The sequence below is a fragment of the Microbacterium panaciterrae genome, assembly GCF_039541635.1.
In the GTDB taxonomy this organism is placed as follows: Bacteria; Actinomycetota; Actinomycetes; order Actinomycetales; family Microbacteriaceae; genus Microbacterium; species Microbacterium panaciterrae.
On the sequence record NZ_BAABGP010000024.1, the window covers coordinates 69904 to 93499 of the forward strand.

Annotated in this window: 16 protein-coding genes; 7 read left to right on the forward strand and 9 right to left on the reverse strand. The window is 72.0% G+C overall.

All coding sequences use genetic code 11. The features are described from left to right. Positions 1–24 precede the first annotated feature (24 nt). Positions 25–2946: a UPF0182 family membrane protein gene (locus ABD882_RS16910; protein ID WP_345188584.1), complete on the reverse strand. Its 2922-nt coding sequence runs from the start codon at positions 2944–2946 to the stop codon at positions 25–27. Between the two features lie 96 nt (positions 2947–3042). Next, positions 3043–4140: a YlbL family protein gene (locus tag ABD882_RS16915; RefSeq protein ID WP_345188585.1), complete on the reverse strand. Its 1098-nt coding sequence runs from the start codon at positions 4138–4140 to the stop codon at positions 3043–3045. Positions 4141–4275: 135 nt separating this feature from the next. Here ABD882_RS16915 and ABD882_RS16920 point away from each other — a divergent pair, with 135 nt between their 5' ends. Beyond that, the gene (locus ABD882_RS16920; protein WP_345188587.1) at positions 4276–5667 is read left to right on the forward strand and encodes a zinc-dependent metalloprotease; all 1392 of its coding nucleotides are present in this window, start codon (positions 4276–4278) and stop codon (positions 5665–5667) included. A gap of 759 nt (positions 5668–6426) precedes the next feature. On the opposite strand, the gene ABD882_RS16925 is transcribed toward ABD882_RS16920, so the two are convergent. Together ABD882_RS16925 and nudC are read right to left on the reverse strand one after the other, a co-directional pair. Continuing rightward, a complete protein-coding gene (locus ABD882_RS16925; protein WP_345188588.1) occupies positions 6427–8145 on the reverse strand; it encodes an ATP-dependent helicase in 1719 nt (572 codons plus the stop codon). Further along, on the reverse strand, positions 8142–9026 hold the full coding sequence (gene nudC / locus ABD882_RS16930) for an NAD(+) diphosphatase (protein ID WP_345188589.1): 885 nt from the start codon (positions 9024–9026) through the stop codon (positions 8142–8144). Before nudC ends, ABD882_RS16925 begins: the two co-directional genes overlap by 4 nt. A 60-nt stretch (positions 9027–9086) precedes the next feature. Between nudC and ABD882_RS16935 the strand changes: the two genes are divergently transcribed. Further along, positions 9087–10481 (forward strand): phosphotransferase, encoded by a 1395-nt coding sequence (locus ABD882_RS16935; RefSeq protein ID WP_345188591.1) that lies wholly within the window; start codon positions 9087–9089, stop codon positions 10479–10481. On the opposite strand, the gene ABD882_RS16940 is transcribed toward ABD882_RS16935, so the two are convergent. Next, positions 10427–13948, reverse strand: coding sequence for an ATP-dependent DNA helicase (locus tag ABD882_RS16940; protein ID WP_345188592.1), 3522 nt, complete (start codon positions 13946–13948; stop codon positions 10427–10429). The two genes, ABD882_RS16935 and ABD882_RS16940, sit on opposite strands and share 55 nt — an antisense overlap. After that, positions 13912–17163, reverse strand: a complete 3252-nt coding sequence (locus tag ABD882_RS16945; RefSeq protein WP_345188594.1) for a PD-(D/E)XK nuclease family protein — start codon at positions 17161–17163, stop codon at positions 13912–13914. Before ABD882_RS16945 ends, ABD882_RS16940 begins: the two co-directional genes overlap by 37 nt. A gap of 120 nt (positions 17164–17283) precedes the next feature. On the opposite strand from ABD882_RS16945, the gene ABD882_RS16950 reads away from it, so the two are divergent. From ABD882_RS16950 to ABD882_RS16960, 3 genes are read left to right on the forward strand one after another with little or no spacing between them, the layout of a single operon-like run. Continuing rightward, positions 17284–17508 carry a DUF3107 domain-containing protein gene (locus ABD882_RS16950; protein WP_345188595.1) on the forward strand — a complete coding sequence of 75 codons (225 nt, stop codon included), beginning with the start codon at positions 17284–17286 and terminating at the stop codon, positions 17506–17508. Between the two features lie 5 nt (positions 17509–17513). After that, entirely contained in the window at positions 17514–17801 is a 288-nt protein-coding gene (locus ABD882_RS16955; protein WP_345188597.1) for a hypothetical protein, read from the forward strand. 12 nt (positions 17802–17813) lie between these two features. Then, positions 17814–18518 carry an SDR family NAD(P)-dependent oxidoreductase gene (locus tag ABD882_RS16960; protein WP_345188598.1) on the forward strand — a complete coding sequence of 235 codons (705 nt, stop codon included), beginning with the start codon at positions 17814–17816 and terminating at the stop codon, positions 18516–18518. A gap of 36 nt (positions 18519–18554) precedes the next feature. Here the strand turns inward: ABD882_RS16960 and ABD882_RS16965 are convergent, their stop codons facing one another. Further along, positions 18555–19268, reverse strand: coding sequence for a ferritin-like fold-containing protein (locus ABD882_RS16965; RefSeq protein WP_345188600.1), 714 nt, complete (start codon positions 19266–19268; stop codon positions 18555–18557). Between the two features lie 172 nt (positions 19269–19440). Between ABD882_RS16965 and ABD882_RS16970 the strand changes: the two genes are divergently transcribed. Continuing rightward, positions 19441–20961 (forward strand): DEAD/DEAH box helicase, encoded by a 1521-nt coding sequence (locus tag ABD882_RS16970; protein WP_345188601.1) that lies wholly within the window; start codon positions 19441–19443, stop codon positions 20959–20961. Between the two features lie 151 nt (positions 20962–21112). Here the strand turns inward: ABD882_RS16970 and ABD882_RS16975 are convergent, their stop codons facing one another. Beyond that, positions 21113–21997, reverse strand: coding sequence for a PHP domain-containing protein (locus ABD882_RS16975; RefSeq protein WP_345188602.1), 885 nt, complete (start codon positions 21995–21997; stop codon positions 21113–21115). Positions 21998–22083: 86 nt separating this feature from the next. Between ABD882_RS16975 and ABD882_RS16980 the strand changes: the two genes are divergently transcribed. Next, a complete protein-coding gene (locus ABD882_RS16980) occupies positions 22084–23115 on the forward strand; it encodes an endonuclease/exonuclease/phosphatase family protein (RefSeq protein ID WP_345188604.1) in 1032 nt (343 codons plus the stop codon). Between the two features lie 31 nt (positions 23116–23146). On the opposite strand, the gene ABD882_RS16985 is transcribed toward ABD882_RS16980, so the two are convergent. Further along, positions 23147–23551: a DUF3054 domain-containing protein gene (locus ABD882_RS16985; RefSeq protein WP_345188605.1), complete on the reverse strand. Its 405-nt coding sequence runs from the start codon at positions 23549–23551 to the stop codon at positions 23147–23149. Positions 23552–23596: the final 45 nt, after the last annotated feature.

The following is a 23596-nucleotide window of genomic DNA, read 5'->3' on the forward strand; positions in this document are numbered from 1 at the left end:
ATCTCACAGGGCACCAATCGGGGCCTACTTCGTGGTGGTGCTGGACGACCCCTCGAGCTGGATGAGCCGGTTCACCGCGTCGGTGAGGGCCTTGTCCTGCACCGCGAACGCGCTCAGGTCCCCCGCCTTGAGAGCGGCGTCACGCGCCAGCATCGCGGCCTTCGCGTCCTGCAGCGCGGCCTGGATCGCGGCGGTGTTGCCGGACGGCGTGGTCGTGCCGCCGGTGCCGGGAGACGGTGTCGGGTTCGGAGTCGGCGTGAGGTTGCCGTCACCGCCGGTCGCGCCCGAGTCTCCGCCGAACAGCTGGTCCAGGGCCTGGGTCAGCGTGTCTGCGAAGGCGATCTTGTCACCGAAGGCGACCAGGATCTTCTGCAGGCGCGGCAGCTGCGTGCCCGATGACGCCTGCACGAACACGGGCTGCACGTAGAGGAACCCTCCTCCGACGGGAAGCGTCAGCAGGTTGCCGTGGATCACCTCCGACTGGCCCTGTTTCAGCAGGTTGAGCTGCTGGCCGACCGTCGTGTCCGAGTTGAACGTGTTCTGCACCTGGCCGGGGCCCGGCACCGTGGTGTCCGCGTCGATCTCGAGCATGCGCAGCTTGCCGTACGAGGCGGACTTCTTGCCCGCCGTGGATCCGGCGTCGGCGTCGACCGAGAGGTAGCCCATCAGCACGTTGCGGCTGGTCGAACCCTGCGAGGCGGGGATGAAGGTCGTGTACATGGAGAACTGCGAGGCCGTCTGCCCCGGCATCTTCATGGTGAGGTAATAGGGCGGCTGCAGCTTCGGGTTGCTGGTGTCGCTCTGCGGGTCGTTCGGCGTCTCCCACTGGTTGTCCTGGCGGGCGAAGGAGGCGGCGTCGTTGACGTGATACGTGCCGAGCATGGCGCGCTGCACCTTGAACAGGTCCGTCGGGTAGCGCACGTGGCTCATCAGCTGGGCCGACATGTCGCTGATCGGCTTGAGCGTCGACGGGTAGATCTTCTGCCAGGTCTTCAGCACCGGATCCGTCGGATCCCAGGCGTACAGGGTCACCTTGCCGTCGTAGGCGTCGACGGTCGCCTTGACCGAGTTGCGGATGTAGTTGATGTCGTCGGTGACAAAGCCCGGCGCCGTGTTCACCGAGTCGCTGATCGCCTTCGGCAGGTTCACGCTCGAGGAGTACGGGTAGCTGGAGCTGGTGGTGTAACCGTCCACGATCCACACGATGCGGCCGTCCACGATGCTCGGGTACGGGTCGCCGTCGAGCGTCAGGTACGGCGCCGCCTTGGCGACGCGCGTCGCCGGATCCCGGTCGTACAGGATCTGCGAGTCGGCGTTGACGCCGTCGGAGAACAGGATCTGCTCGGACTGGAACTTCAGCGCGTACAGCAGCTTCGTGAAGAAGTTGCCGATGCGGGGCCCGCCGTCGCCCGTGAACGTGGTCTTCGTCTGGCTCTCGCTGGCGTCCTTGCCGCGCGGGTAGTCGATCTCGGTGGGTGCGGTGCCCTTCGGCGCGCCCACGATCGAGTACGCCGGCGACGACTCGCCGAAGTACACCCGCGGCTCGTACTTCTGCGAATCGGTCAGGGCGCCAGAGGTCGGGATCCCGCGCTCCAGGAAGACGGGTTCGCCGTCATCGGTGCGCTGGTTGCCGGCGGCGGCGACCAGCCCGTAGCCGTGCGTGTAGACGAGGGTGTCGTTGTTCCAGGTCTGGCTGCCGATCCGGGAGGTGTCGATCTCGCGGACCGCGACGACCGCGTCCTGGGTCTTGCCGTTGATCGTGTACCGGTCGACGTCGAGGTTCTCGGGGAACTTGTAGTAGCTGCGGTACTGCTCGAGCTGCTGGAACGTCGGCGGGATCACGTTCGGATCCATGATCCGGATCGAGGCGGTGGTGTCGGCGTCGCTGCGCAGCTGTCCCGCCGCGGCGGTGGTCTGCGCCTTGAACGGCGTCGTCTGCACGCTGTCGAGTCCGTAGGCGGCCTTGGTGGCCTTGATGTTGCGCTCGTAGTACTGCGCCTGCAGCTGGTTCTGGTTGGGCTTGACCTGGAAGGTGTTGACCGCCCACGGGTAGCCGACGCCGACCACGAGGGCGGCGACGATGAGCAGCGCGGTCGCGGCGAGCGGGAAGCGCCAGTGGCCGATCACCGCGGTGATGAAGAACAGCACGGCGACGAGGGCGGCGATGATCGCGAGGATCGACAGCCCGGGGATCACGGCGGTGACACCGGTGAAGGCGGGGCCGGTGATCCGATCCTCGGGCGAGGTCAGGGTCTTGAACCGGTCCATCCAGAGGCTCACGGCCTGCACCAGGAGGTAGAGCCCGGCGATCACGGCCAGCTGCACGCGCGCGGCCTTGGAGATGCGCAGCTCGCCCTGCCCGATGCGCACGGATCCGTACAGGTAGAGCACGACGGCGGAGACGATCAGGCACAGGATCAGCACGGCCGACACGAAGCCGAGCAGCGCCTGGTAGAACGGCAGCGCGAACAGGTAGAACCCGGTGTCGAGTCCGAACTGGGCGTCCTTCTGGCCTGTGGCGACGCCGTTCGCCCACTGCCAGACGGTCTCCCACTGTCCGGCGGCGGCGAAGCCGGAGAACAGGCCGAAGAACACCGGCATCCCCCACATCGCCAGTCGGCGCAGCGGCTCCACGACCTCCTGGTAGCGGTCCAGCTGCGAGCTCAGCCGCACGTAGACGGGCCGCAGCCGGTAGGCGAGCTGAATCGCGATGAACATCGGCACCGCCATGCCGAGGAAGCCGATCGCGAACATCACCGCCGTCGCGATCCAGCGCGTGGTCAGCACCTGCGCGAAGTTCAGCTGGTCGTACCAGAGGAAGTCCGTGTACATCGAGGCGAACACGAAGAACGCCGCGATGAGCACCGCGAGGATCACCACCGTCGCGAGCACGATGCGTCGGGTGGTGCGGGGCGCGGCCGGATTCGATTCCGAGGAGGTGGTCACCGTCCCATCCTAGGTCGGGCTCTCCTGGGCATCCTTCGTGCCGGCGACCCCGGCTTCGCCCGTCGCGAACGCCCGCATGCTCCGTGCGCGGTCGGGCTACTTGACGTCGGCGGCCGTGCAGGTGGGCAGGGCCTTCACGTCCCCGCCGTCCGCGATGACGGTGAGCGCCTTGAGCGACTCGCCCAGGCTGTCCGTGCGGATCACCGTGAGCCCCGCGGGAACGTGCCCGTACACCTCGTTGCAGTTCGATCCCGGAGCGAGGAAGTAGTCCGCGCCCGCCGATCGTGCACCGTACAGCTTCTGCCGGATGCCGCCGATCGCGCCGACCGTGCCGTCGGCCGTGATCGTGCCGGTACCGGCGACCTGCGTGCCGCCGTTCAGCTCGCCGGGGGTGAGCGTGTCGATGATCCCGAGCGCGAACATCATCCCGGCGCTGGGGCCGCCCACGTTGTCGAGCTGGAGCTTCACATCGATCGGGAAGTCGTACTTCTGCTGCAGCGTGATGCCGAGCAGCCAGGTCGCGGTGCCGTTGGAGTCCTGCTTGCGCGGGGTCACCGCGACGTCCTGCCGCTTCCCGTCGCGCTCGATCGTCAGCGTCACCGGCGCGCCGTCGGACTTCTGGATCTGCGCGCGCAGGGCGTCCGCGTCGGCCGGGTTCACGCCGTCGACGGCCACGACGACGTCCGTCGGCTTCAGCAGGCCGCTCGCGGCCGATCCGTCCACCACGGAGGCGACCTGGATCGTGACGGGAACGTCGTGTCCGAGCTCACGCAGCGCGGCGGCCGTCGCCTCCTGCTGGGAGTCGACCATCATCAGCTGATTGGCCTGGTCGCGCTGCGAGGTGGTCACGCCCTGGGGGAAGACCGCGTCCATCGGGACGACGGCCCGGGACGGATCGAACCAGGCCAGCACCAGCTCCATCCAGGATGGCGGATGCTCCCGGTTGCCCACGACCTGCACGGTCGTGAGATCCAGGGATCCCTTCGTCGGATAGGTCGTCGCGCCGTTGACGGCGATGAGCGGCTCGGACTTGCCCTGGGCGTCCTGCACCTTGCCGAGCGTGTTGAACACGGGCCCCGGCTGCTCGATCACGAACGGCAGCGGCAGGAACGTGAGCACCAGCAGCGAGGCCAGCGACACGATGAACGCCACGAGCCCGATGCGGGTGGCGCGCCCGGCGCGGCTGCTCGTCACGGTGCCTCCCAGGTGACCGACGGATGCTCGTTCGCGAGCGGCGTACAGCGGAGCGGCCCGGATCCGGGCCGCCGATCAGTTCGTGCGTCTAGCGTAGTCAGCACGGGCTATACACGTGCTGAGAGGGACTGGGCGATGGCTGAGAACGACCCGAATTCCGAGGACTTCCTGCAGTTCCTGCGGCGCATGCTCGGCGAGAACGCGGAAGGCATCGACCTGAGCGCGCTGCAGGGTCTGGAGGGGATGAACCTCGACCCGGCGATGATGCAGCAGATGATGCAGCAGATGCAGCACGCCATGAACACGGACCCGTGGGAGACCACCCTGCGCCAGGCGCTGCACATCGCGAACCGCGACGGGCTCGGCATCGACACGGGTGCGCGCTCCTCGCTCGCCGACGCCTTCGCCCTCGCGGATCTGTGGGTCGGCGAGGCCACCACGATCTCGGAGCTGGCCGCTGCGCCACGTGCGCTCACCCGCGGCGAGTGGGTCGAGCAGACCCTTCCGGTGTGGAAGGAGATCGCCACCCCCGTCTCGACGAGCATCGCGGACGCCCTCATGACCGCGCTGGAGGGGCAGACTCCCCAGGACATGCAGAGCGTGGTGCAGGGCGCGGGCCGGCTCATGCGCGGGATCGGAAGCTCGGTGTTCGCGGCGCAGTTCGGCCAGGTGCTCGGCAACCTCGCGCTCGAGGTCGTCTCCGGCGGCGATGTGGGGATTCCGGTGCTCCCGGCAGGCACGGCGGCCGTGATCCCGCAGAATCTGGCCGCGTTCGGCGAGGGCCTGGAGATCCCGGAGGACCAGATCGCGCTGTATCTGGCCGCCCGAGAGCTCGCCTACGCGCGGCTGTACCGGCACGCGCGGTGGCTGCATCTGCACGTGATGACGCAGATCACCGAGTTCGCGAAGGGCGTCACGGTCGACATGGACGCGCTCGAGGATCTCGCGAGCAGGCTCGACCCGAGCGATCCGGAGGAGCTGCGCCGCGCGATCGAGGGCGGCGCGCTGCTGCCGGCGCAGTCCGAGGCCCAGCGCGAGGCGCTGGAGCGGCTGGAGAACCTCATCGCGACGATCGACGGCTGGGTCGACGTGGTCACGACGCAGGCCACGTCGCGCCTGCCGGACAGCACGCGGATCGCCGAGGCCGCGCGTCGCCGCCGGGCCGCCGGCGGACCCGCGGAGGATGCGCTGGGTGCGCTGGTCGGCCTGCAGATCCGGCCGCGGCGGCTGCGCGAGGCATCCGCGATGTGGCAGGCCGTCACCGACGCCGTCGGCATCGAGGCGCGCGACGCGCTGTGGGATTACCCCGATCTGATGCCGGACGCCTCGGACATCGACGACCCCGCCGCTCTCGTGGCCCGGCTGCAGGCGCGCGCCCGCGGCGAAGAGCCGGCGCAGGACGAGATGGACGAGGCCCTGGAGCGGCTGCTCAGCGGCGACGACTTCGGTGGCCCGGCGGAGGGTGGCGACGAGGACGACCCCGAGAGCGGCTCCGATGGGGATGGATCCGGCGAGAAGCCGGTCTGAGCGGGTTATCCACCGATTCCGCATCGCGCGCCCGCCGCGCTCGCCGGCGCAGTCATGATCGTGGCATGACCACGACGCTTCACCTCGATCCGGCGCACCCCGTGCTGTGGCGCGACGCGGACACCGTGCAGTTCGGCCTCGACGCAGCCCTGACGCTGCCCGTCGAGGGCCCCTGGCTGCCGCGGCTGCTGCATCAGCTCTCCCGCGGCGTGCCGGAGCGGGGCTTCGAGGTCCTCGCGCACGGACTCGGCGCGCCCCTGCCCGCCGCGCGCCGGCTGCGCGCCCTGCTCGACCCCCTGCTCATCGCGGACGCCGCACGGCATGCGGTCCGGCTGGTCGCCGCCCCGGTCGTCGGCGCCAGGACGGTGTTCCGGCTCGAGGAGGCCCTGGACGACGCCGGCGTCGACGTCGTGGACGACCCGTCCGCGCCCGCCCTGCTGATCCGGCATGGCGCGGTGCCCGCGCGGGACGCGGTGTCGTCGCTGTCCGAGGACCGCCCGCACCTGCCGGTGTCCTTCGACGCCGGCGGCTCGACGGTCGGGCCGCTCGTCGTCCCCGGCCGCACGCCCTGCCTGTCCTGCCGTGACGCGCACGACCGCGATCGGGATCCCGCGTGGGCGGCGCTGCACGTGCAGCTGCTCGAGCGCGATCCCGGCCGTATACCGCTCGCGGGCATCGCCGCGGCCGCCGCCGCGGTCGGCGATCTGCTCGCCGGTCACGCGGATGCGGTGCGCGCCGGCGTCGGCCTGCAGATCCGGATCAGCCGCGCCGGGCCCCGATCATCGCGGACGGCGGAGTTTCACGCAGAGTGCGGCTGCCGATCTCCCCGAGGAATCGCGAGGGACGACGTCCGCCCCGATCTGCGTCCCGCGACCACGTCATCGTCAGCGTTCGCGCGGCCCGCGTGATCCCCACGTAGGCGAGCCGGCGCTCCTCGTCGATCGCGTCGAAGCCGCTCGCGTACGAGATCGGCAGCAGGCCCTCCGAGCACCCGATCAGGTAGACATGCGGCCACTCCAGGCCCTTCGCGGCGTGCAGGGTCGACAGCGTGACGGTGCTCAGCACGGGCTCGTGCTGGTCCTTCGCCCGCGCGAACAGGTCGTCGGCGAAGGTGCGCATGCTCGCCTCGGCCGGGGCGTCCTCGGCGAGGCGCAGCACCGCGCGGCGAGCCTCCCACGCGTCACGGAGAGCTCCGCCCGCCTCGGGCGGCTCGTCGGTGTAGCCGAGGCCGCGCAGCACGTCGCGGACGGCGGGCAGGAACGAGTGCTGCTGCGGAGCGACCGCGGCCGCGCGCAGCGCCTGGACGGCCTGGCGCACCTCCGGCATGTCGAAGAAGCGCCGGCCGCCGAGCACGGTGGCCGCGACGCCGGACGCGGCGAGCGCCTGCAGCAGCGCGCCGGACTGCGAGTGCGCGCGGTACAGCACGGCGATCTGCTCCGCCGGCGCCCCAGCCGCGATCCGCGCCGCGATCGCGGAGGCCACCCCCCGCGCCTCCTCGGCATCGCTGTCGAACGCGATCACGGATGCGGTCTCCGCCACCTCGTCGGACGGCGGGTTCGCCGGTGCGGCGGCGAGTTCGAGCGCCCCAGGCCGGCCGTGCATGAGCGCGTTCGCCACCTGCAGCACGGGTTCGGCGGAGCGGTAGTTCGTCTCCAGCCGCACCACGGTGGCGTCGGGGTGGCGGCGTTCGAACTCCAGCAGATAGCGCTGGTCGGCGCCCGCGAACGAATAGATCGTCTGCGAGGCGTCGCCGACGACGCAGAGGTCGCCGCGATCCCCGAGCCACAGCTCCAGCAGCCGGTGCTGCAGCGGCGAGACGTCCTGGAACTCGTCCACGGTGAAGTGCCGGTACTGCTCGTGCACGGCGGCCGCCACCCGCGGCTCGGCCTCGAGCATCCCCGCGCAGGCCAGCAGCACATCCTCGAAGTCGAGCTGATGCCGGTCGTCCTTGAGCGTCTCGTAGGCGCGGGACAGGTCGGCGACCTGCGTCGCGTCGAAGCGGCCGATCGAGCGTCCTCGCTGCGCGGCCTCGTCGATCGAGATCATCGCGACCTTGCGCCATTCGATCGCGGAGGCGATGTCGCGCAGGGTGGCCTTGTCGGGCCGGATCCGCAGCAGGTCGGCGGCCTGCGCGAGCAGGCGCACCTTGTTGTCGACGATCGCGGGTGCGGGAGCACCCGCCAGCGACGGCCAGAAGAACCCGAGCTGCGCGAGCGCCGCGGCGTGGAACGTGCGCGCCGCCACGCCCTCCACGCCGAGCCGGCGGAGCCTTCCGCGCAGCTCCCCCGCCGCCTTCGCGGTGAACGTCACCGCCATCACCCGCGACGGCGAGTATGCGCCGGTCTCCACGCCGTGCGCGATCCGGTGCGTGATCACGCGCGTCTTGCCCGTGCCGGCGCCGGCGAGCACCGCCACGGGGCCGCGCAGCACGGACGCCGCCTCGCGCTGCCGCTCGTCGAGGCCGTCGAGCGCACTCACCGCCGGTACCAGTCCAGGATCAGTCGGTGCGCGATGGAGGCCTCCCCCGGCAGCCCGACCGGTCCCGCGCCGGCCAGGGCGGATCCGATCTCCGCGCGGGTGAGCCAGCGCACGTCGATGATCTCCTCGCCGTCGCCGCGCGCCGCGGATCCGTCGGCCACCGTGGCATGGAAGCCGACCATGAGGGAGCGCGGGAACGGCCAGGGCTGCGAGGAGAAGTACGCGAGATCGCGCACGCGGACACCGGCCTCCTCGAACAGCTCGCGATGCACCGTGGTCTCGAGCGACTCGCCCGCCTCCACGAACCCCGCGAAGCACGAGTACATGCGACCCTTCCACTGCGCGTTGGCGCCGAGCAGCAGGCGTTCGCCGTCCGCGCTCTGCACCGCGACGATGACCGCGGGGTCGGTACGCGGGAAGTGCTCCCGGCCGCAGGAGACGCACCGGCGCGACCAGCCGCTCTGCCGCAGTTCCGCGACGCCTCCGCACACCGGGCAGAACCCGGCGTCGCGCAGCCATCCGGCGAGCGCGATCGCGGTGACCAGGACGTCGGCCTCGAACGCGCCGAGGACCGGCAACGCCTCGCGCAGGTCGCCCCAGCGCGGCGCGAACGAACCGTCCGCGTCGGTGTCGTCGTCGGGATCCTGCAGGGCGAGCAGGAGTCCGGATCCGTCCGCGCGGCGGCCGAGCAGGGCCCAGTGCCGGGTCCGCGCGAGCACGGGGTCGCCGGACGGGAGGAAGATCAGCCCGTCGCCCAGCGGCACGCGGCGCTCGCGCACGACCAGCACGTCCGTGCTCGGATCCGCGCGGAGACGAGCGAGGGCGTCCGAGTCGTCGCGCCACTCGGCGGCTCGGTCCAGGGCGGTGTCCTGCGCGTGCATCGTGTCCTCTTCTAGGCGTGGCGGGCCCGGCGAGGACGAGGCTCGACCTACCCTGGTGACATGGCTCGCTCACCTTTCACTCTAGCCGCGGCGGTCACGGCAGCGGTGCCCGGAGCCGATGTCGTCGGCGCCCGTGCGCTGTCCGCAGACGGTGACGCGCGCTTCGACTCGGCCGTCGCCACGCTGGCGGACGGCCGGGAGGTGGCGATCCGCGCCTCGAGCGATGACGACACGGCGGCAGAGCTCGCCCGGGAGAGCCTCGCCCTGCGGGCGCTGACCCCGGGAGCGCGAGCGATGCTGCGCTTCGCTGCGCCTGAGCACCTCGGCGACGGACGCGTGGGCGATGCCCGCGCGCTCGTGACCACGCTGGTGCCGGGGTTCCAGATCGACGCGGCAGAGATCCCTGCCGGCGCCGGTGCCGCGGTCGCGATCGGCAAGGCCATCGCGGGCGTGCACGCCCTTCCCGTCTCCGTGGTGCGCGGCGCGGGACTCGCCGAGCGCACCCCCGAGCAGGCGCGTGACGAGGTGCGCACCCTCATCGACCGCGCGGCCTCGACCGGACGGGTCTCCGCACGGCTGACCGTGCGCTGGCGCGAGGCGGTGGACGCCGACGAGCTGTGGCGCTTCGAGTCCGCGGTGACCCTCGGCGGCGCGCACGCGGAGTCGTTCCTGTTCGCCGACGACGATGAGCGCGGTCCGCGCGTGGTCGGAGTGATCGGCTGGCATGCGCTGTCGATCGGCGATCCCGCCGTGGACCTGGCCTGGCTCACCCTGGCCGCCGATGCACGGTCCGACGTGCTCGACGCGTACGCATCCGCGACCCTGCGCGCGCCGGACCCCGGTCTCGGCACGCGCGCGCGGCTGCTGGCCGAACTCGAGCTGGCGCGCTGGCTGCTGCACGGCCATGACACCCGGCGCTCCGACATCGTCGATGACGCCGCGACACTGCTCGACGCTCTCGCCGACGGCATCCACGACGATCTCGCGCCCCGGCACCACCCCGGCGCCGGGGTGGACGAGGCGATGTCCGCGCTCGACCGCGTCCCCGAGCGCGCGCCGAACCCGATCGACACCTCGATGCAGACCGACACGTACGACGCGGCCGCATTCGCCGGTCTCACCGCCGATGACACCTCGGCCTTCGGCCCGCGCGGAGGACAGCGCGACCCGGAGTCGTCCGCGCCCGAGGCGTCCGAGGCGTCCGACGAGCACGCCGCCGTCGAGGCCGCGAGCGACCACGAGGCGACGGGCCCGATCGCGGATCTCGACCCGAATGCGACCGCAGAGCTCGGCGAGCTCCGCGACGAGCTGACGGGTGACGAACGTCAGACCCCCCGCCCCCGCACGCTGCTGCCCAGCGAGGGCGGCATCGCCGGCGAGGAGACCGACGTCGCCGAGGCTCAGCGCGCGGCGCGCGCCGCGTTCCAGCGCTGGACCAGCGCCTCCTCGGAATAGACCCGGTCGTCGCGGATAATCAGATCGTCCGCGACGTAGAACAGCGCGACATCGATCTCGTCGAGCGGCACGCCGAACCGGCGGTGATAGGCGAGCCGGTACAGCGCGAGCTGCAGCAGCCGCTCCTCGCGCTCGGCCGCCGTCGCCGGCGGGCGGCCGGTCTTCCAGTCCACGATCTCGATCCGGCCGCCGCGATCCGCACGGCGGTACACAGCGTCCAGCTTGCAGATCACGATCCGCGGCGGCTCCCCTGCACCGACCGGCAGGGCGAAGTCGATCTCGGTCTCCACCGCGATGGGCAGCAGCGGCGCCCATTCGCTGCGCTCGAAGATCTCGCGCAACCGGGCGAGATCCTGCTCGTCGGCCAGCGCGATCTCGTCTGCGCCGCTCCCGCGCTCGGCCGAGAGCTCGCCCGGCCCGGCCTGGTCGTCGTCGAGATCCCACAGCGCATCGTCGAGCGACGTGCCGACGCCCACCGCGCCGGAGCGGTGCTCCACCCAGGCGTGGAACAGCGTGCCGAGCCGGGTCTGCCGATAGGGCCGTTCCGGCATCGGCCGGGTCAGCGAGCGGATCGTGCCGCCGTAATCGGTCACGTAGTCCTTGAACCGCGAGGCGGGCACCCGCGTGGGTGCGTCGGCGACGACGCCGCGCTGCCGCGCCGCACGTTCGGCGAGCAGGCGCTCCAGCTCCTCCGACGGGGCGGGGGCGACCGGCGCGGCCATCGCGGCCCTGACCTCCTCGGCCGCCGCCGACACCCGGGCGCGCCGCCCGCCGAGCGGATCCATCGGCCAGACGCTGGTGCGCGCGGCGCCCTCGTACGGGTTGTCCTCGCTCGCAGGGCCTGCGATCGGGTCCAGTCCGAGCACGTCGATCGCTTCGAGCAGGTACGGGCTGGGCTTGCGGACCGACTTCTGTCCCGACCAGTGCGATCCGGTCAGCAGCAGATCGGTGCGCGCGCGGGTGATCGCGACGTAGGCCAGCCGGCGCTCCTCGGCCCGCTGATAGTGGCGATAGCCGTCCTTGAACCTCCGCAGGGCTCCGCCGTGCGGATAGGCCTTCGTCACGCCGGCGGCGAGCGCATCCAGTGCCGCCTTGTGCCGCTTCTTCTGGTCGTCCCCTGCGGCGTCCATCGCGGCCCGTGGATCCCACTCGAAGCGCGGCAGCGCGTCCCGGTCACCGCGCAGATCGAACGGCACCACCCCGAAGCCGAACCAGCCCTGCGCGTCGACGATCCGGCCCGGCAGCTCCTCCTCCACGAGGCGCACGACGGCGACGGCGTCCCACTCCAGGCCCTTGGAGCCGTGGATCGTGAGCAGCTGCACGACTCCGGGCTCGGGCGGCTCCGTGCGCGGCATGAGCTCATCGGTCATCTCGGCCTTGTCGAGCCAGGCGAGCAGGCTCGAGATCGTGCCACGATCGTCGGCGGTGAGGAACGAGCGCACCTCGTCGCCGAAGGCACGCAGCTGGGTCGCCGCGACGCGCGCGGGGCCCCGGCTCTCGTTCACGGCGAGCTCGATGTCCAGGCGCAGCTCGACCTCGATCAGCCGGATGAGCTCGAGGATCGGCTGCCCCGCCGCGCGGCGCAGCCGCTCGAGCATCTCCCCCGCCGACCGCAGTCGCGCCCGCCCCTCGGGACTGATCCGCTCCAGCAGCCGGTAGTCGTCGCGGCCGGTGCGCACGAAATCCACCGCGTCGATGATCGACACGGCCTCGTCGGCGCCGCGCGAGGTGCGCAGCCGCTCCTTCAGCTCGTCGCCGAGCGGGGCGAGGGCGCCGTCGCGCACGGCGAGCTCACGCGCCAGGTCGTACAGCGCGGCCATGTCGGCGACGCCGATCGCGAACCGCGGGCCGACCAGCAGCCGGATCAGGGCGGATCCGGCGGTCGGGTCGTGGATCACCCGGAGCGCGGAGACGACGTCGACGACCTCGGGGGTGGCGAGCAGGCCGCCGAGCCCGAGGATCCGGTGCGGGATCCCGCGGGCGGCGAGACCGCCTGCGAAGGTCTGCATGTGCCGCTTCGAACGGAACAGGATCGCCCCGGTGTGCGGCCTGCCGGTGGCGACCTCATCATGTGCGGCGCGGAGGCCGTCGAACCAGGCCGCGACCTCGGCGGCCTCGTCATCCACGGTCTCGCCGAACCGCACCCCCACCCGGCCCGCGCCGGAACCGGGACGCGCGGCGAGCTCCGGCACGGCCAGGCTCGGCTGCTGCAGCGGGAGCAGCACGCGGTTCGCGACGTCGAGGATCCGCTCGTCGTTGCGCCAGCTCGTCATCAGGCTGTACGTCTCGGAGTTCTGCTGATCGGCGAACGTGCGACCGAACGCGTACAGGTTGTCGGCGCTCGCACCGCGCCAGCCGTAGATCGACTGATGCGGATCGCCCACCGCCATCACGGCGCCGTCGCGGAACAGGGCCGACAGGAACCGGGTCTGGATCACCGACGTGTCCTGATACTCGTCCAGCAGCACGACGCGATGCTGCAGACGCAGCTCGGCGCGCACCTCCGGGGCTGCCTCGACGATGTCGAAGGCGCCCCCGACCTGATCGGCGAAGTCGAGCACACCTCGGCGACCTTTCGCGGCGATGTACTCGCGCACGAGGTCGGCGAGGATCGGCATCGTCCTCAGGTTCACCACGGCCTTGTCGACGTCGGCGTTCGAGCGGTAGTCCTCGAAGGCGTCGGCCTGCCGCCGCGCGATCCGGACCATGTCATCGATGTCGACGCGGTGGTCGAGCACATCGCCGGCGAGGCGCTGCACGGCGTCGATCACGCCGCCCAGGGCGCGATCCACCTCGTCGAGACCCGGAAGCTCCGCTCGCAGCACCACGGCGCGGGCGATCAGCCAGGACGCGGACTGGCTGAGCATCGCGGCATCGGGGTCGCGGCCGATGTGCGCGGCGTGCTCGCGCACGATGCCGTCGGCGAACGCGTTGTAGGTCGACACGCGCGGACGGATGATGAGCTCCTCCGCCGGACGCGGCGCGGTCGGATCCCATCCGGTCCCGTACCGCTCGGCGAGAGCGTCGAGCACCTCGCGCTGGACGGCCGCCCGCTGCAGGACGGATCCTGCGGCTCCGATCCTGGTCAGCGCGCCGGTCGCGACGAGCTCGGGCAGGTGCGGCAGCAGCCCGCGGCGCCCGTACTCGTCGATGCGGTCGAGGCGGAGCGCGATCCGCTCGGCGAGTTCGCCCGCGGCCTTTCGGGTGAAGGTGAGCCCGAGGATCTCGTCCCGCGCGACGAGCTCGTTCGCGACGAGCCACACCACCCGGCCGGACATGGTCTCGGTCTTGCCGCTGCCGGCCCCCGCCACGACGAGCGCGGGGCTCGGCGGCGCCTCGATCACCCGCTGCTGCGCGGCGGTGGGCGCCGGAAGCCCCAGGGCCGCGGCGATGTCGGTCGCGGAGATGCCGTGCCGGCCCTCCCAGGCGCTCACGCGCTGACCGCCGGGATCGTGTGGATGCGGCACGGACTGATCCGCACCTGGGTGTCGGCGCAGTGCGCCTCGACCTGGGCCGTGAAGCTCGACGCGGCCATGCCGCGCCCCGCCTCGGCCACCCGCTCCAGGAACGCGCTGCGGGCCTCGTCGCCGAGCCGGTGCTGGTGGGCGACCCGGTACGGGCTCGCGCCGATCGTCTGCGCCACGAGCACCAGCCGTGCGCCGGCGAGCGCCGCGGGATCCGCCCCCTCGACGAGCCCCTGCTCGACGGCGAGCTGATAGGCCGCCAGCTGCGCGTGCTCCACGACCTTCGCCTCCGTCTCGGGTTCGTACTTCCCCGTCTTCAGATCCACCACGACCACCCGTTCGCCTCCCGCGCCGTCGGCCATCATGCTCCAACTGCGGCCGCGCGCGGCCTCGTGCTCCCCCGCCCCCGACGGATACACCTCCACCCGGTCGATGTAGCCGTTCACGATCGCCTGCCCTGCGGTGCGCTCGGGATCGACGGGATGCACGGCCGGCTCGTCCTGGCCCAACTCCACCGCGAACCGGAACGGCGCCTCCGAGCCGACGACCCGGCCGTGGTCGCGCCGCACCGTCGCGAGATACGCGTGCAGGCGCTGCAGATACAGGTCGGCGCGGCGGCGCTCCTTGCTGTCGATCCACGGCGTCTCGAAGTCCAGTTCACCCCAGCGCTCGTCCAGGATCCGCCGCATGGCGTCCAGGTCTCCGTTGGGGACCAGCTCCATCGCGGCGTGCACGATCGTGCCGATGCCGGCCGAGGGCGGCGCCACCGTGTCACCGCCGAGCGCGGACACGGCCCAGTTCACGCCGCACTCCTCGAACGCCTCCAGCCGCGACGGCGAGACGCGCACGGGTTCGGCGTCGAGGTCTCGCAGCGGGCGCGCGTCGGAGGGCGCGCGCACGCCGAACCAGCCGTCCGGATCCGCCCCCGGCACCTCGGCCTCGGCCAGCAGCCGCAGCTGCCCGGCGGCGAAGGCCCTGGCCGCGGGATCGGCCGAGGTGGTCAGGACGCGGCGGTGTCGGGCCACGAGCCCGCGCAGGGTCAGCGGGTGCGCATGCCCGTCATCGACGGGCAGCGGATCCGGCAGGAATCCGAAGAAGGCGCTCGGGCCGTGGTCGTCGTCGTCGACCGCGGTGACGAGCAGCCGATGACGCGCCCGCGACACCGCCCGCACGAACAGCCGCAGCTCGTCGTGCAGGGCGGCACGACGGCGATCCAGGGTGGAGTGCACATGCTCCGGCTCGCCCGAGCGGGCGGCGGCGACGGCCTCGCCCAGCCGCCAGGTCTCCAGCAGACCACCGCGCAGCCGCACATTCGGCCAGACCCCGTCCTGCACGCCGGCGATCACGACCGCGTCGAACTCGGTGCCCAGCGCCGTGGCGGGCGTCATCAGCGTCACCGTGGCCGGACGTTTCCGTGCCGACAGCGAGTCCTCCGGGACCTCGCTGTCCAGGATGTCGTGGATGAACGCCTCGGGCCCCTTCTCCGGCGCACGCTCGACGGAGCGCTTGGCGGCGTCGAACAGGGCCACCAGCGCGTCCAGGGCGCGCGCGGTCTCGGCGCCTCCCCCGCCCGGCCCTGACCCGTCCACCGCCTCCTGCCACGCGACGGCGAGCCGACGCCCATCGCGCTCTCGGGAGCCGTCCCACACCCGCCAGAGCAGCTCGTGGATCGTCTCGCCCCGCGCCCGGCCCTCGCGGACCTCGCTCAGCACGCGCCCGAACCGGTCCGCCGTGCGGGCCTCGGCGGTGTCCACCCGCGCCAGCAGCGCCGGTTCGGCGAGCGCGTCCCGCAGCAGCAGCCGCGCGGGAGCGGATCCGCCGGCCTCCAGCTCGAGGTGGCGCAGCCGCGCGCGCAGCCGGCGCAGCCCCACGCCGTCCAGCCCGCCGAACGGCGTGCGCAGCGCCTCCGCCACCAGCTGCGGATCCCGTCCGGATGGCTCGGTCAGTGCGAGCCGGACGATCCCGACGATGTCACGCACCACGCCCTCGCTGCCGAGCGGACGCTGCACGCCGGCAGCCCTGGTCGGCACCTCGCGGGCGCCCAGCTCGGCCTCCAGCATCGCCACCTGCCGGGTGTCGTGCGCGATCACCGCGATCCGGTCCCAGCCGATGCCGTGCAGCACATGCCACTCGCGCAGGGTGCGCGCGATCAGATCGTGCTCCTCATGCGGCGAGGGCGCGAGGAACGCCGACACCTCTCCCTGCCGCTCCCCATCCACGGCCGTCGCGTCCGGCGCCGGCGCACGCCGGTGCTCGACGCGGCCCGAGACGCCGATGGTCTGCACGACGGTGCGGGTGAGGGCGGTGAGCGACGGATCCTGCCGGTGCGGCCGGTCGAGCACGTGCACGTCGCCGAGCATCGCCGCGAGCCCGGCGAACAGCTCGGGCCCCACCCCCCGGAATGCGCCGGAGGAGATGTCCGGATCCCCGAACGCCATGATCGCGATGCCGCGCGCGCGCAGCGCTTCCACGAGCGCCGTCCCGCCCGCCGTCAGCTCCTGCGCGTCGTCGATGAGCACGGCCCGCAGCCGGCCCAGCGGACCGAGCAGCTCCGCGTCCGCCGTGCGCAGGATCGCCGCGGCCTCGGCGAGCAGATCCGCCGCATCCCGATGCGCGGCACGCGCCCGGTCGAGCACGGTGCGGTAGTCGTCGGCGAAGGAGCCGACCGCCCGCCAGGCCGCACGCTCGGACCGCCCCAGCTCGGCCGAGGTGACGCCCAGCTCCGTGCACTCGGCGAGGAAGGCGCGCAGCTCCGAGCGGAACGCCCGCGAGGATCGCACGGTCGCGCCCAGCTCGTCCGGCCAGCGCCGCGCGCCGCCCGGCTCCGCCTCGTCTTCCGCGTCGCCGGCCAGCAGATCGGCGATGATCCGGTCCTGCTCGGCGCCAGTGAGCAGGGCGGGCGGCTGCTGTCCGCTGTGCACCATCGTTCCGCGCACGAGCTGGAACGCGAACGACCCCAGCGAGCGCGCCAGGGGGCCCGGCGTCGCGATCCGCACCCGCACCCCGATCCGGTCGCGCAGCGCGGTGGCGGCCTGCCTGTTCGGCGTCAGCGCGAGCACCTGCTCGGGGGCGAGCCCGCCGTCGAGCAGCGCCGCGACCCGCTCCACGAGCGCGTGGGTCTTGCCCGTGCCCGGCCCCCCGATCACGGTGCCCGTGGCGGTCGCCGAAGCGTCGATCACCGCGAACTGCGCAGCGGTCGGGACGAGGGGTGCGGGCATGCCTCCACGTTATCGGCGGCGGCCGACATCGCCCTCGGCGAACAGGGCCCCGTGCACGGTCCCGCCCTGCTCGGCCCGCGATAGAGTGACGGAACCCTCAACCTTTCAAGGAGCATTTCCGTGGAGATCCGCATCGGCATCATCAACACCGGCCGCGAGCTCAGCTTCGAGACCTCAGCCTCCGCCGACGAGGTGCGCACGCAGATCGCCGCCGCCCTCGATCAGGGCGCGAGCCACGTGACGCTCTCCGACGTCAAGGGCAACTCCTACATCGTCCCGACGGCGAGCCTCGGTTACGTCGAACTCGGGACCGAGGAGTCCCGCCGCGTCGGCTTCGTCGCCTGAGCCGCATGTACATCCTGCTCGCGCTGATCGCCGCCTGCGCGCTGGGCATCGCGGTGCACTACCTCATCCCGCACCGGGATCGCCGCGGCGTCGCACTCGCGCCGGCGATCGCCACGGCCGTGGCCGCTGCGGCGTACGCGCTCGGTCAGTGGGCGGGCCTCAAGGAGTCGAGCGTCTGGCTCTGGCTGATCGCGCTGGGCGGCGCGGTCGCGCTCTCCGTCGCCATGACGCTCGTGCTCACCCAGGTGCGGGTGCGCCGCGACGCGGAGCACCGCGCCGCGCTCGGCATCTGACACAGAATCGAGGTGCGTGCGGTGAGCGTGTTGCTGGTAGTCGGCTACGGTCCGGGTATTTCGCAGGCGGTCGCGAACCGTTTCGCGCGCGAGGGATACGGCATCGCGCTCGTGGCGCGCAACCTCCAGCGGGTCGAGCAGGCGGCGCTCGAGTTGCGAAGGACGGGTGTCGCGGCAGCGGCGTATCAGGCCGATGCGAGCGATCCCGACGCGATCCGGCGCACGGTCGCGCAAGTCCAGCAGGATCTCGGCCCCATCTCCACCGTTCTCTGGACCGCGTTCCGAAACGGCGGGGTGAACAACGTCCTCTCCACCGCGCCGGATCAGATCGAGCGGGTCTTCGACATCGGCGTCGCCGGCCTGCTGACGTGCGTCCAGGCGGTCCTCGAAGACCTGAAGTCCGAACCTGGGGCGTCGATCCTGGTCGCGAACGGGGCGCTCGGCGAGAACACCACCGAAGCCGACAGTTTCGCGAAACTCCTCGACAACGACGGAGTCGCGCTGGAGAACGCCGCCAAGTCCAAGCTCGTCGGCATTCTCGCCGAGCGGCTCCGCGACTTCGGCATCTACGTGGGCGAAGTGACCGTGGTCGGGTCCGTGGCGGGAACCGCGACGGCGGGCCCCTCGACGATCACGCCCGCGCGCATCGCGGATCAATTCTGGCGTCTCACGCAGACGCGCACGACGACGCGCGTGCGGATTCTTCCTTCGTCCTGACCGCCGGCGTCGCCTCAGGGTGACCGGCCCGGTCGCTCAGGACGCCAGCCCCATCGCGTCCATGCGGCGGGCGTGCGCGCCCATCAGCTCAGTGAACACCGGCTCGAGCTTGTCGTGCTCCGCACCGGGGAGGTGCGGACGCAACGCGGCCCGCGCGACCAGGATCGTGTCGCCGACCAGGCGCCGGCCCCACATCGACAGCAGTGAGCGCCACTGCTCGTCGCTCGCGATCGTGGCGCCGATGATCCCGATGATCTCGTGCCGGTCGTCGGCCTCGGAGAGGATCCGAGCGACCTTCGCGCCGGTGTCGCCGTAGCTGGACGCGAGGGCGACGTAGAAGTCGTCCAGCATCCCTGCGGTCAGATATACCGCGAGCATCGTCTCGGCGATGCGGGGCCCGATGGTCTTGCGGCGGAACCCGTCCAGCTGCTCGCGGAACGGCAGCATCACCTCGGTCGGGTCGTCACCCTTGGCCGCGATGATGTCGACGATGCCACGGTGCTTGGCGAGCGCGGCCCCCGCGGCGCGGGACAGGATCTCCTTCTCGGACAGATCGGTGGTGGCGCGGATCAGCCGGGTGAGCGTCTCGAAGTAGCCGAGCTGCAGATAGGCCGCCTGCCCGAGGAAGGTGTTCAGCTCGGGCGCGAGCTCGGCGAAGTCGACACGGGTCGCATCGCCCTGATCCCCTCGGGAGCGCAGTACGAGCGTGCGCCGGGGCGCCTTGTCTCGTTGCCAGAACCACCTCACCACGCGCTCAGCCTACTTCAGGGCCGGATCCGGAGGATCCCGCACCCCTCCGGTAGGCTGGACCCGCTCCGGCGACGGATCGGAGCCCCGCGCCTGTGCATACGGATCCGGCGTGGACCTCACCAACGAGGCGGCGCCGCACTCGCCAGGCCCGCCGGACAGGCAAGAACATACTGTGACGACTTTCGCCGAACTCGGCATCGATCAGGACATCGTGGACGCCATCGCGGCGAAGGGCATCGTGGATGCCTTCCCGATCCAGGAGCAGACCATCCCCCTCGGCCTTCCCGGCCAGGACATCATCGGCCAGGCCAAGACCGGCACCGGCAAGACCTTCGGCTTCGGCGTGCCCGTGGTGCAGCGCCTCGGCCTCAACCCGGAGCCGGGGGTCAAGGCCCTCATCGTGGTGCCGACGCGCGAGCTCGCCGTGCAGGTCTATGAGGACATGGATCTGCTCACCAGCAACCGCTCCACGAGCGTCGTCGCGATCTACGGCGGCAAGGCCTACGAAGGCCAGATCGACCAGCTCAAAGCCGGGGCGCAGATCGTCGTCGGCACCCCGGGACGCCTCATCGACCTCGCCGGACAGCGCCTGCTCGACCTGTCCCACGCCACAGAGGTGGTGCTCGACGAGGCCGACAAGATGCTCGATCTCGGCTTCCTCGCCGACATCGAGAAGATCTTCCAGAAGGTCCCCGCGGTCCGGCACACGCAGCTGTTCTCGGCGACCATGCCGGGACCGATCGTGGCCCTTGCGCGCCGGTTCATGACGAACCCGATCCACATCCGCGCGAACGACCCCGACGAGGGCCTCACCCAGGCGAACATCAAGCACCTCGTCTACCGCGCGCACTCGCTCGACAAGGACGAGGTCATCGCCCGCATCCTGCAGGCCGAGGGCCGCGGCAAGACCGTGATCTTCACGCGAACCAAGCGCGCGGCGCAGCGCCTGGTCGACGAGCTGAGCGACCGCGGCTTCAACGTCGGCGGCGTGCACGGCGACATGGGCCAGGATCAGCGCGAGCGCTCGATGGCCGCGTTCAAGGCCGGCAAGAGGGACGTGCTGGTCGCGACCGACGTCGCCGCCCGCGGCATCGACGTCGACGACGTCACGCACGTCATCAACCACACCATCCCGGATGAGGACAAGACGTACCTGCACCGCGCGGGCCGCACCGGCCGCGCCGGCAAGACGGGCATCGCCGTGACGTTCGTGGACTGGGAGGACCTGCACAAGTGGGCTCTCATCAACCGCGCCCTCGAGTTCGGTCAGCCCGAGCCGATCGAGACGTACTCGTCCAGCCCGCACCTCTTCGAGGACCTGAACATCCCGGCCGGCACCAAGGGCCGCCTGGTCACCGCCCCGGTGTCGGAGAAGCCCGCGCGCAAGCCGCGCGAGCCTCAGCGCGCCGCCGAGGCCGCTGCCGAGGGGACGAGCGAAGGCGGGACGAAGCGCCGCCGCCGTCGCCGCCGCGCCGAGGACGGCGTGGGCTCGACCTTCGCCGAGGGCGTCGAGGCACCCGCCGACAAGGCTGCCGCGACCGGTGACGCGGATCGCGGCGCCGAGCGATCCGGGACGCACGACGGTCAGGGCGCCGAGCACCACGATGGCAAGCCCGCCGCCCAGCGCCGCCGCCGTCGCCGCCGCCCCTCGGGTGGCGCGGCCGCCGGCAGCGCCCCGCAGACCGGAGCCTGAAGCCCGCGCAGCCCTGCGGCCCGCTCGTTCGCGCTGCTGTTTCCTGAGGACGCTGCGCCTCTTTCCGCAGCGCTTTCAGGATTCGGCAGCGTAAGCGGATCGCTGACGGCGCCGACGGGGAGCCATCCCCACCGCGACAAGGGTGCGCGCTTCAGCCGACGGGATACACCGGGGCCGAGCCCGAACCGCGGTCGATGATGCGCTGCAGCATGTCGGCGGCCGTGGTGTTCTCGCCGGGGACGTTGGGCTTGCCCGCACCGTGGTAGTCGCTGGAACCGGTGACGATCAGGTCGTACTCGTCGGCGAACCGGCGCAGCCACTCCCGCCCCTCGGCCGTGTTCTCGCGGTGGTCGATCTCGAGCCCGCCGAGACCGGCGTCGATGAGGCGTCGCAGGGTGGCATCGCTCATCCGCTCCCGCCCCGCCGGGTGCGCGATCACGGGAACTCCGCCGGCGGCGACCACCAATTCGATCGCGGTGAGCGGATCCGGCGCGTGGTGCGCTTCGTAGTACCCCTCGCGCGGGTGCAGGATCCCGTCGAACGCCTCGCCGCGGTCGCGCACGATCCCGCGCGCGACGAGCGCATCCGCGATGTGCGGGCGGCCCACGGTCGCACCCGGATCGGTCTGCTCCAGCACGTCCTCCCAGCGCAGCGGGTAGTCCCGCCCGATGTTGCGCACGATGCGCGCCGCGCGGCCGATCCTGTCCTCGCGGATGCGCGCGGTCTCCGCGGCGAGATCGGCGTCTTCCGGATCGAACAGGTAGGCGAGCAGGTGCACGCTGCGCCAGCCGTCCTTCGATGACAGCTCCATGCCGGGGATGAACGTCATCCCGTGCGCCGTGGCAGCCGCCGCGGCCTCTCCCCATCCCGACGTGGTGTCGTGATCGGTGAGCGCGATCGTGCGCAGCCCCTCCTGCCGTGCCCGCTCGACGACCTCGGCGGGATCTTCGGTGCCGTCTGAGCGGTTCGAGTGCAGATGCAGATCGACGGGCCCGGCGAACAGGGGCGGGCGCTGGTGCGGATCGGCATCGGACATCCTCCGAGCGTAGCGACTCCGCGCACAGCGGGTCCGGAGCCGGGCACCAGAACCCTCACAGACGCGCTCGCCTAGGCTCGTGCACGATGTTTCGACTGATCGGGATCCTGCTCACCGTCCTCTTCGCGATCGCGACGGCGATCGTGACCTGGCCCCGGTTCTTCCGTCTCGAGCAGACGTTCCCGATCACGCAGATCGTGGCCTCCCGCGGGATCCTCGTGCTCGTGTTCGGCGCGATCCTGGTGCTCGCCCTGCTGCTCCTACTCGCCCGGCCGATGCGCGGTTTCGCGGCGTCGATCGCGATCGTGGCGCTGCTCGGCGGCGGTGCCTCGGCGGCCGTCGGCGCCCTGCGCGGCGTGGATGGGAGCACGCTGCCGCAGAAGTCGGCGACCAGCGTCCGGGTGCTGGCCTGGAACACCGCAGGCGAGGCCGTGTCGGCCGACGAGATCGCCCGGACGATCGTCGATCAGAAGGCCGACATCGTCGCGCTGCCCGAGACGACCGAGACGGCGGGCGAGGACATCGCGCTGAAGCTGCGCGCGGCCGGCCACCCGATGTGGGTGCATCACGTGCAGTACCGGCCCGATGTGCAGAAGGGCCCGGACTCCTGGCAGACCACGGTGCTCATCGCGCCGTCGCTGGGCGACTACTCGGTGCTGGAGTCGTCGGCGGACGGCACCAGCAACACCGGATCCGTGCCGAGCGCAGTCGTCATGCCGGTGAACGGCGACGGCCCCACCGTCGTCGCCGTGCACACCGTGGCGCCGCGGCAGGATGACATGGGCGGGTGGAGCAAGGATCTGCGCTGGGTCGCGGATCAGTGCCCCGCGGGCAGGAACGTGATCCTGGCCGGCGACTTCAACGCCACCCTCGACCACATGGCGGGCCTGGGCACCGCTGGCGGCGACATGGGCGCCTGCCGCGATGCGGCGTCACGGGCCGGATCCGGCGGTCTCGGCACCTGGCCGACCTCGCTCCCGGCGCTGGCCGGCGCCCCCATCGATCACGTGATGGCGACGCCGCAGTGGCGCGCGAGCGGATCCGAGGTGCTGCCGGGATCCGCGCACGGCAGCGACCATCGCGCCCTCGTGACGCAGCTGGAGCGCGTCTCGCCCTGACCCGGCGCACGCGGCCCGGGACCGCCGATCGTCAGGGACGGCGCCGGATCCGCAGGACGAGCGCGGCGATCCCGCGCCAGCCCACCAGGAACACCAGCAGTGTGATCGTCGCGACGATGATGAACGCGACCGCGGTCCCGGCGCCGGACACCACCCGCAGCAGCATTCCCCCGACGACGACGATCGCTCCGAGCGGTGCGCCGATGCGCAGCGGGGCGGTCGGATTCCTCCATGCGCGCAGGATCGCCCAGCCTGCGGCGAGCCCGACGAGGAAGGGCCACGCCGTGTCCAGGACCCCGAGCACGTCCACGGAATGCTCATGGCTGGCGCGCCCGATCGCGGCGAAGACAACGACCAGCAGGGCGTCGATCCCCAGTGCCCACGGCCAGGAGAGCGCGGAGACAGCGGGCGAGACGGATTCTGCGGAGCGGGTCATGAGTCCACGTTAACGGGACGCCCTGTGCGTGCGTCGAGGCCCAGG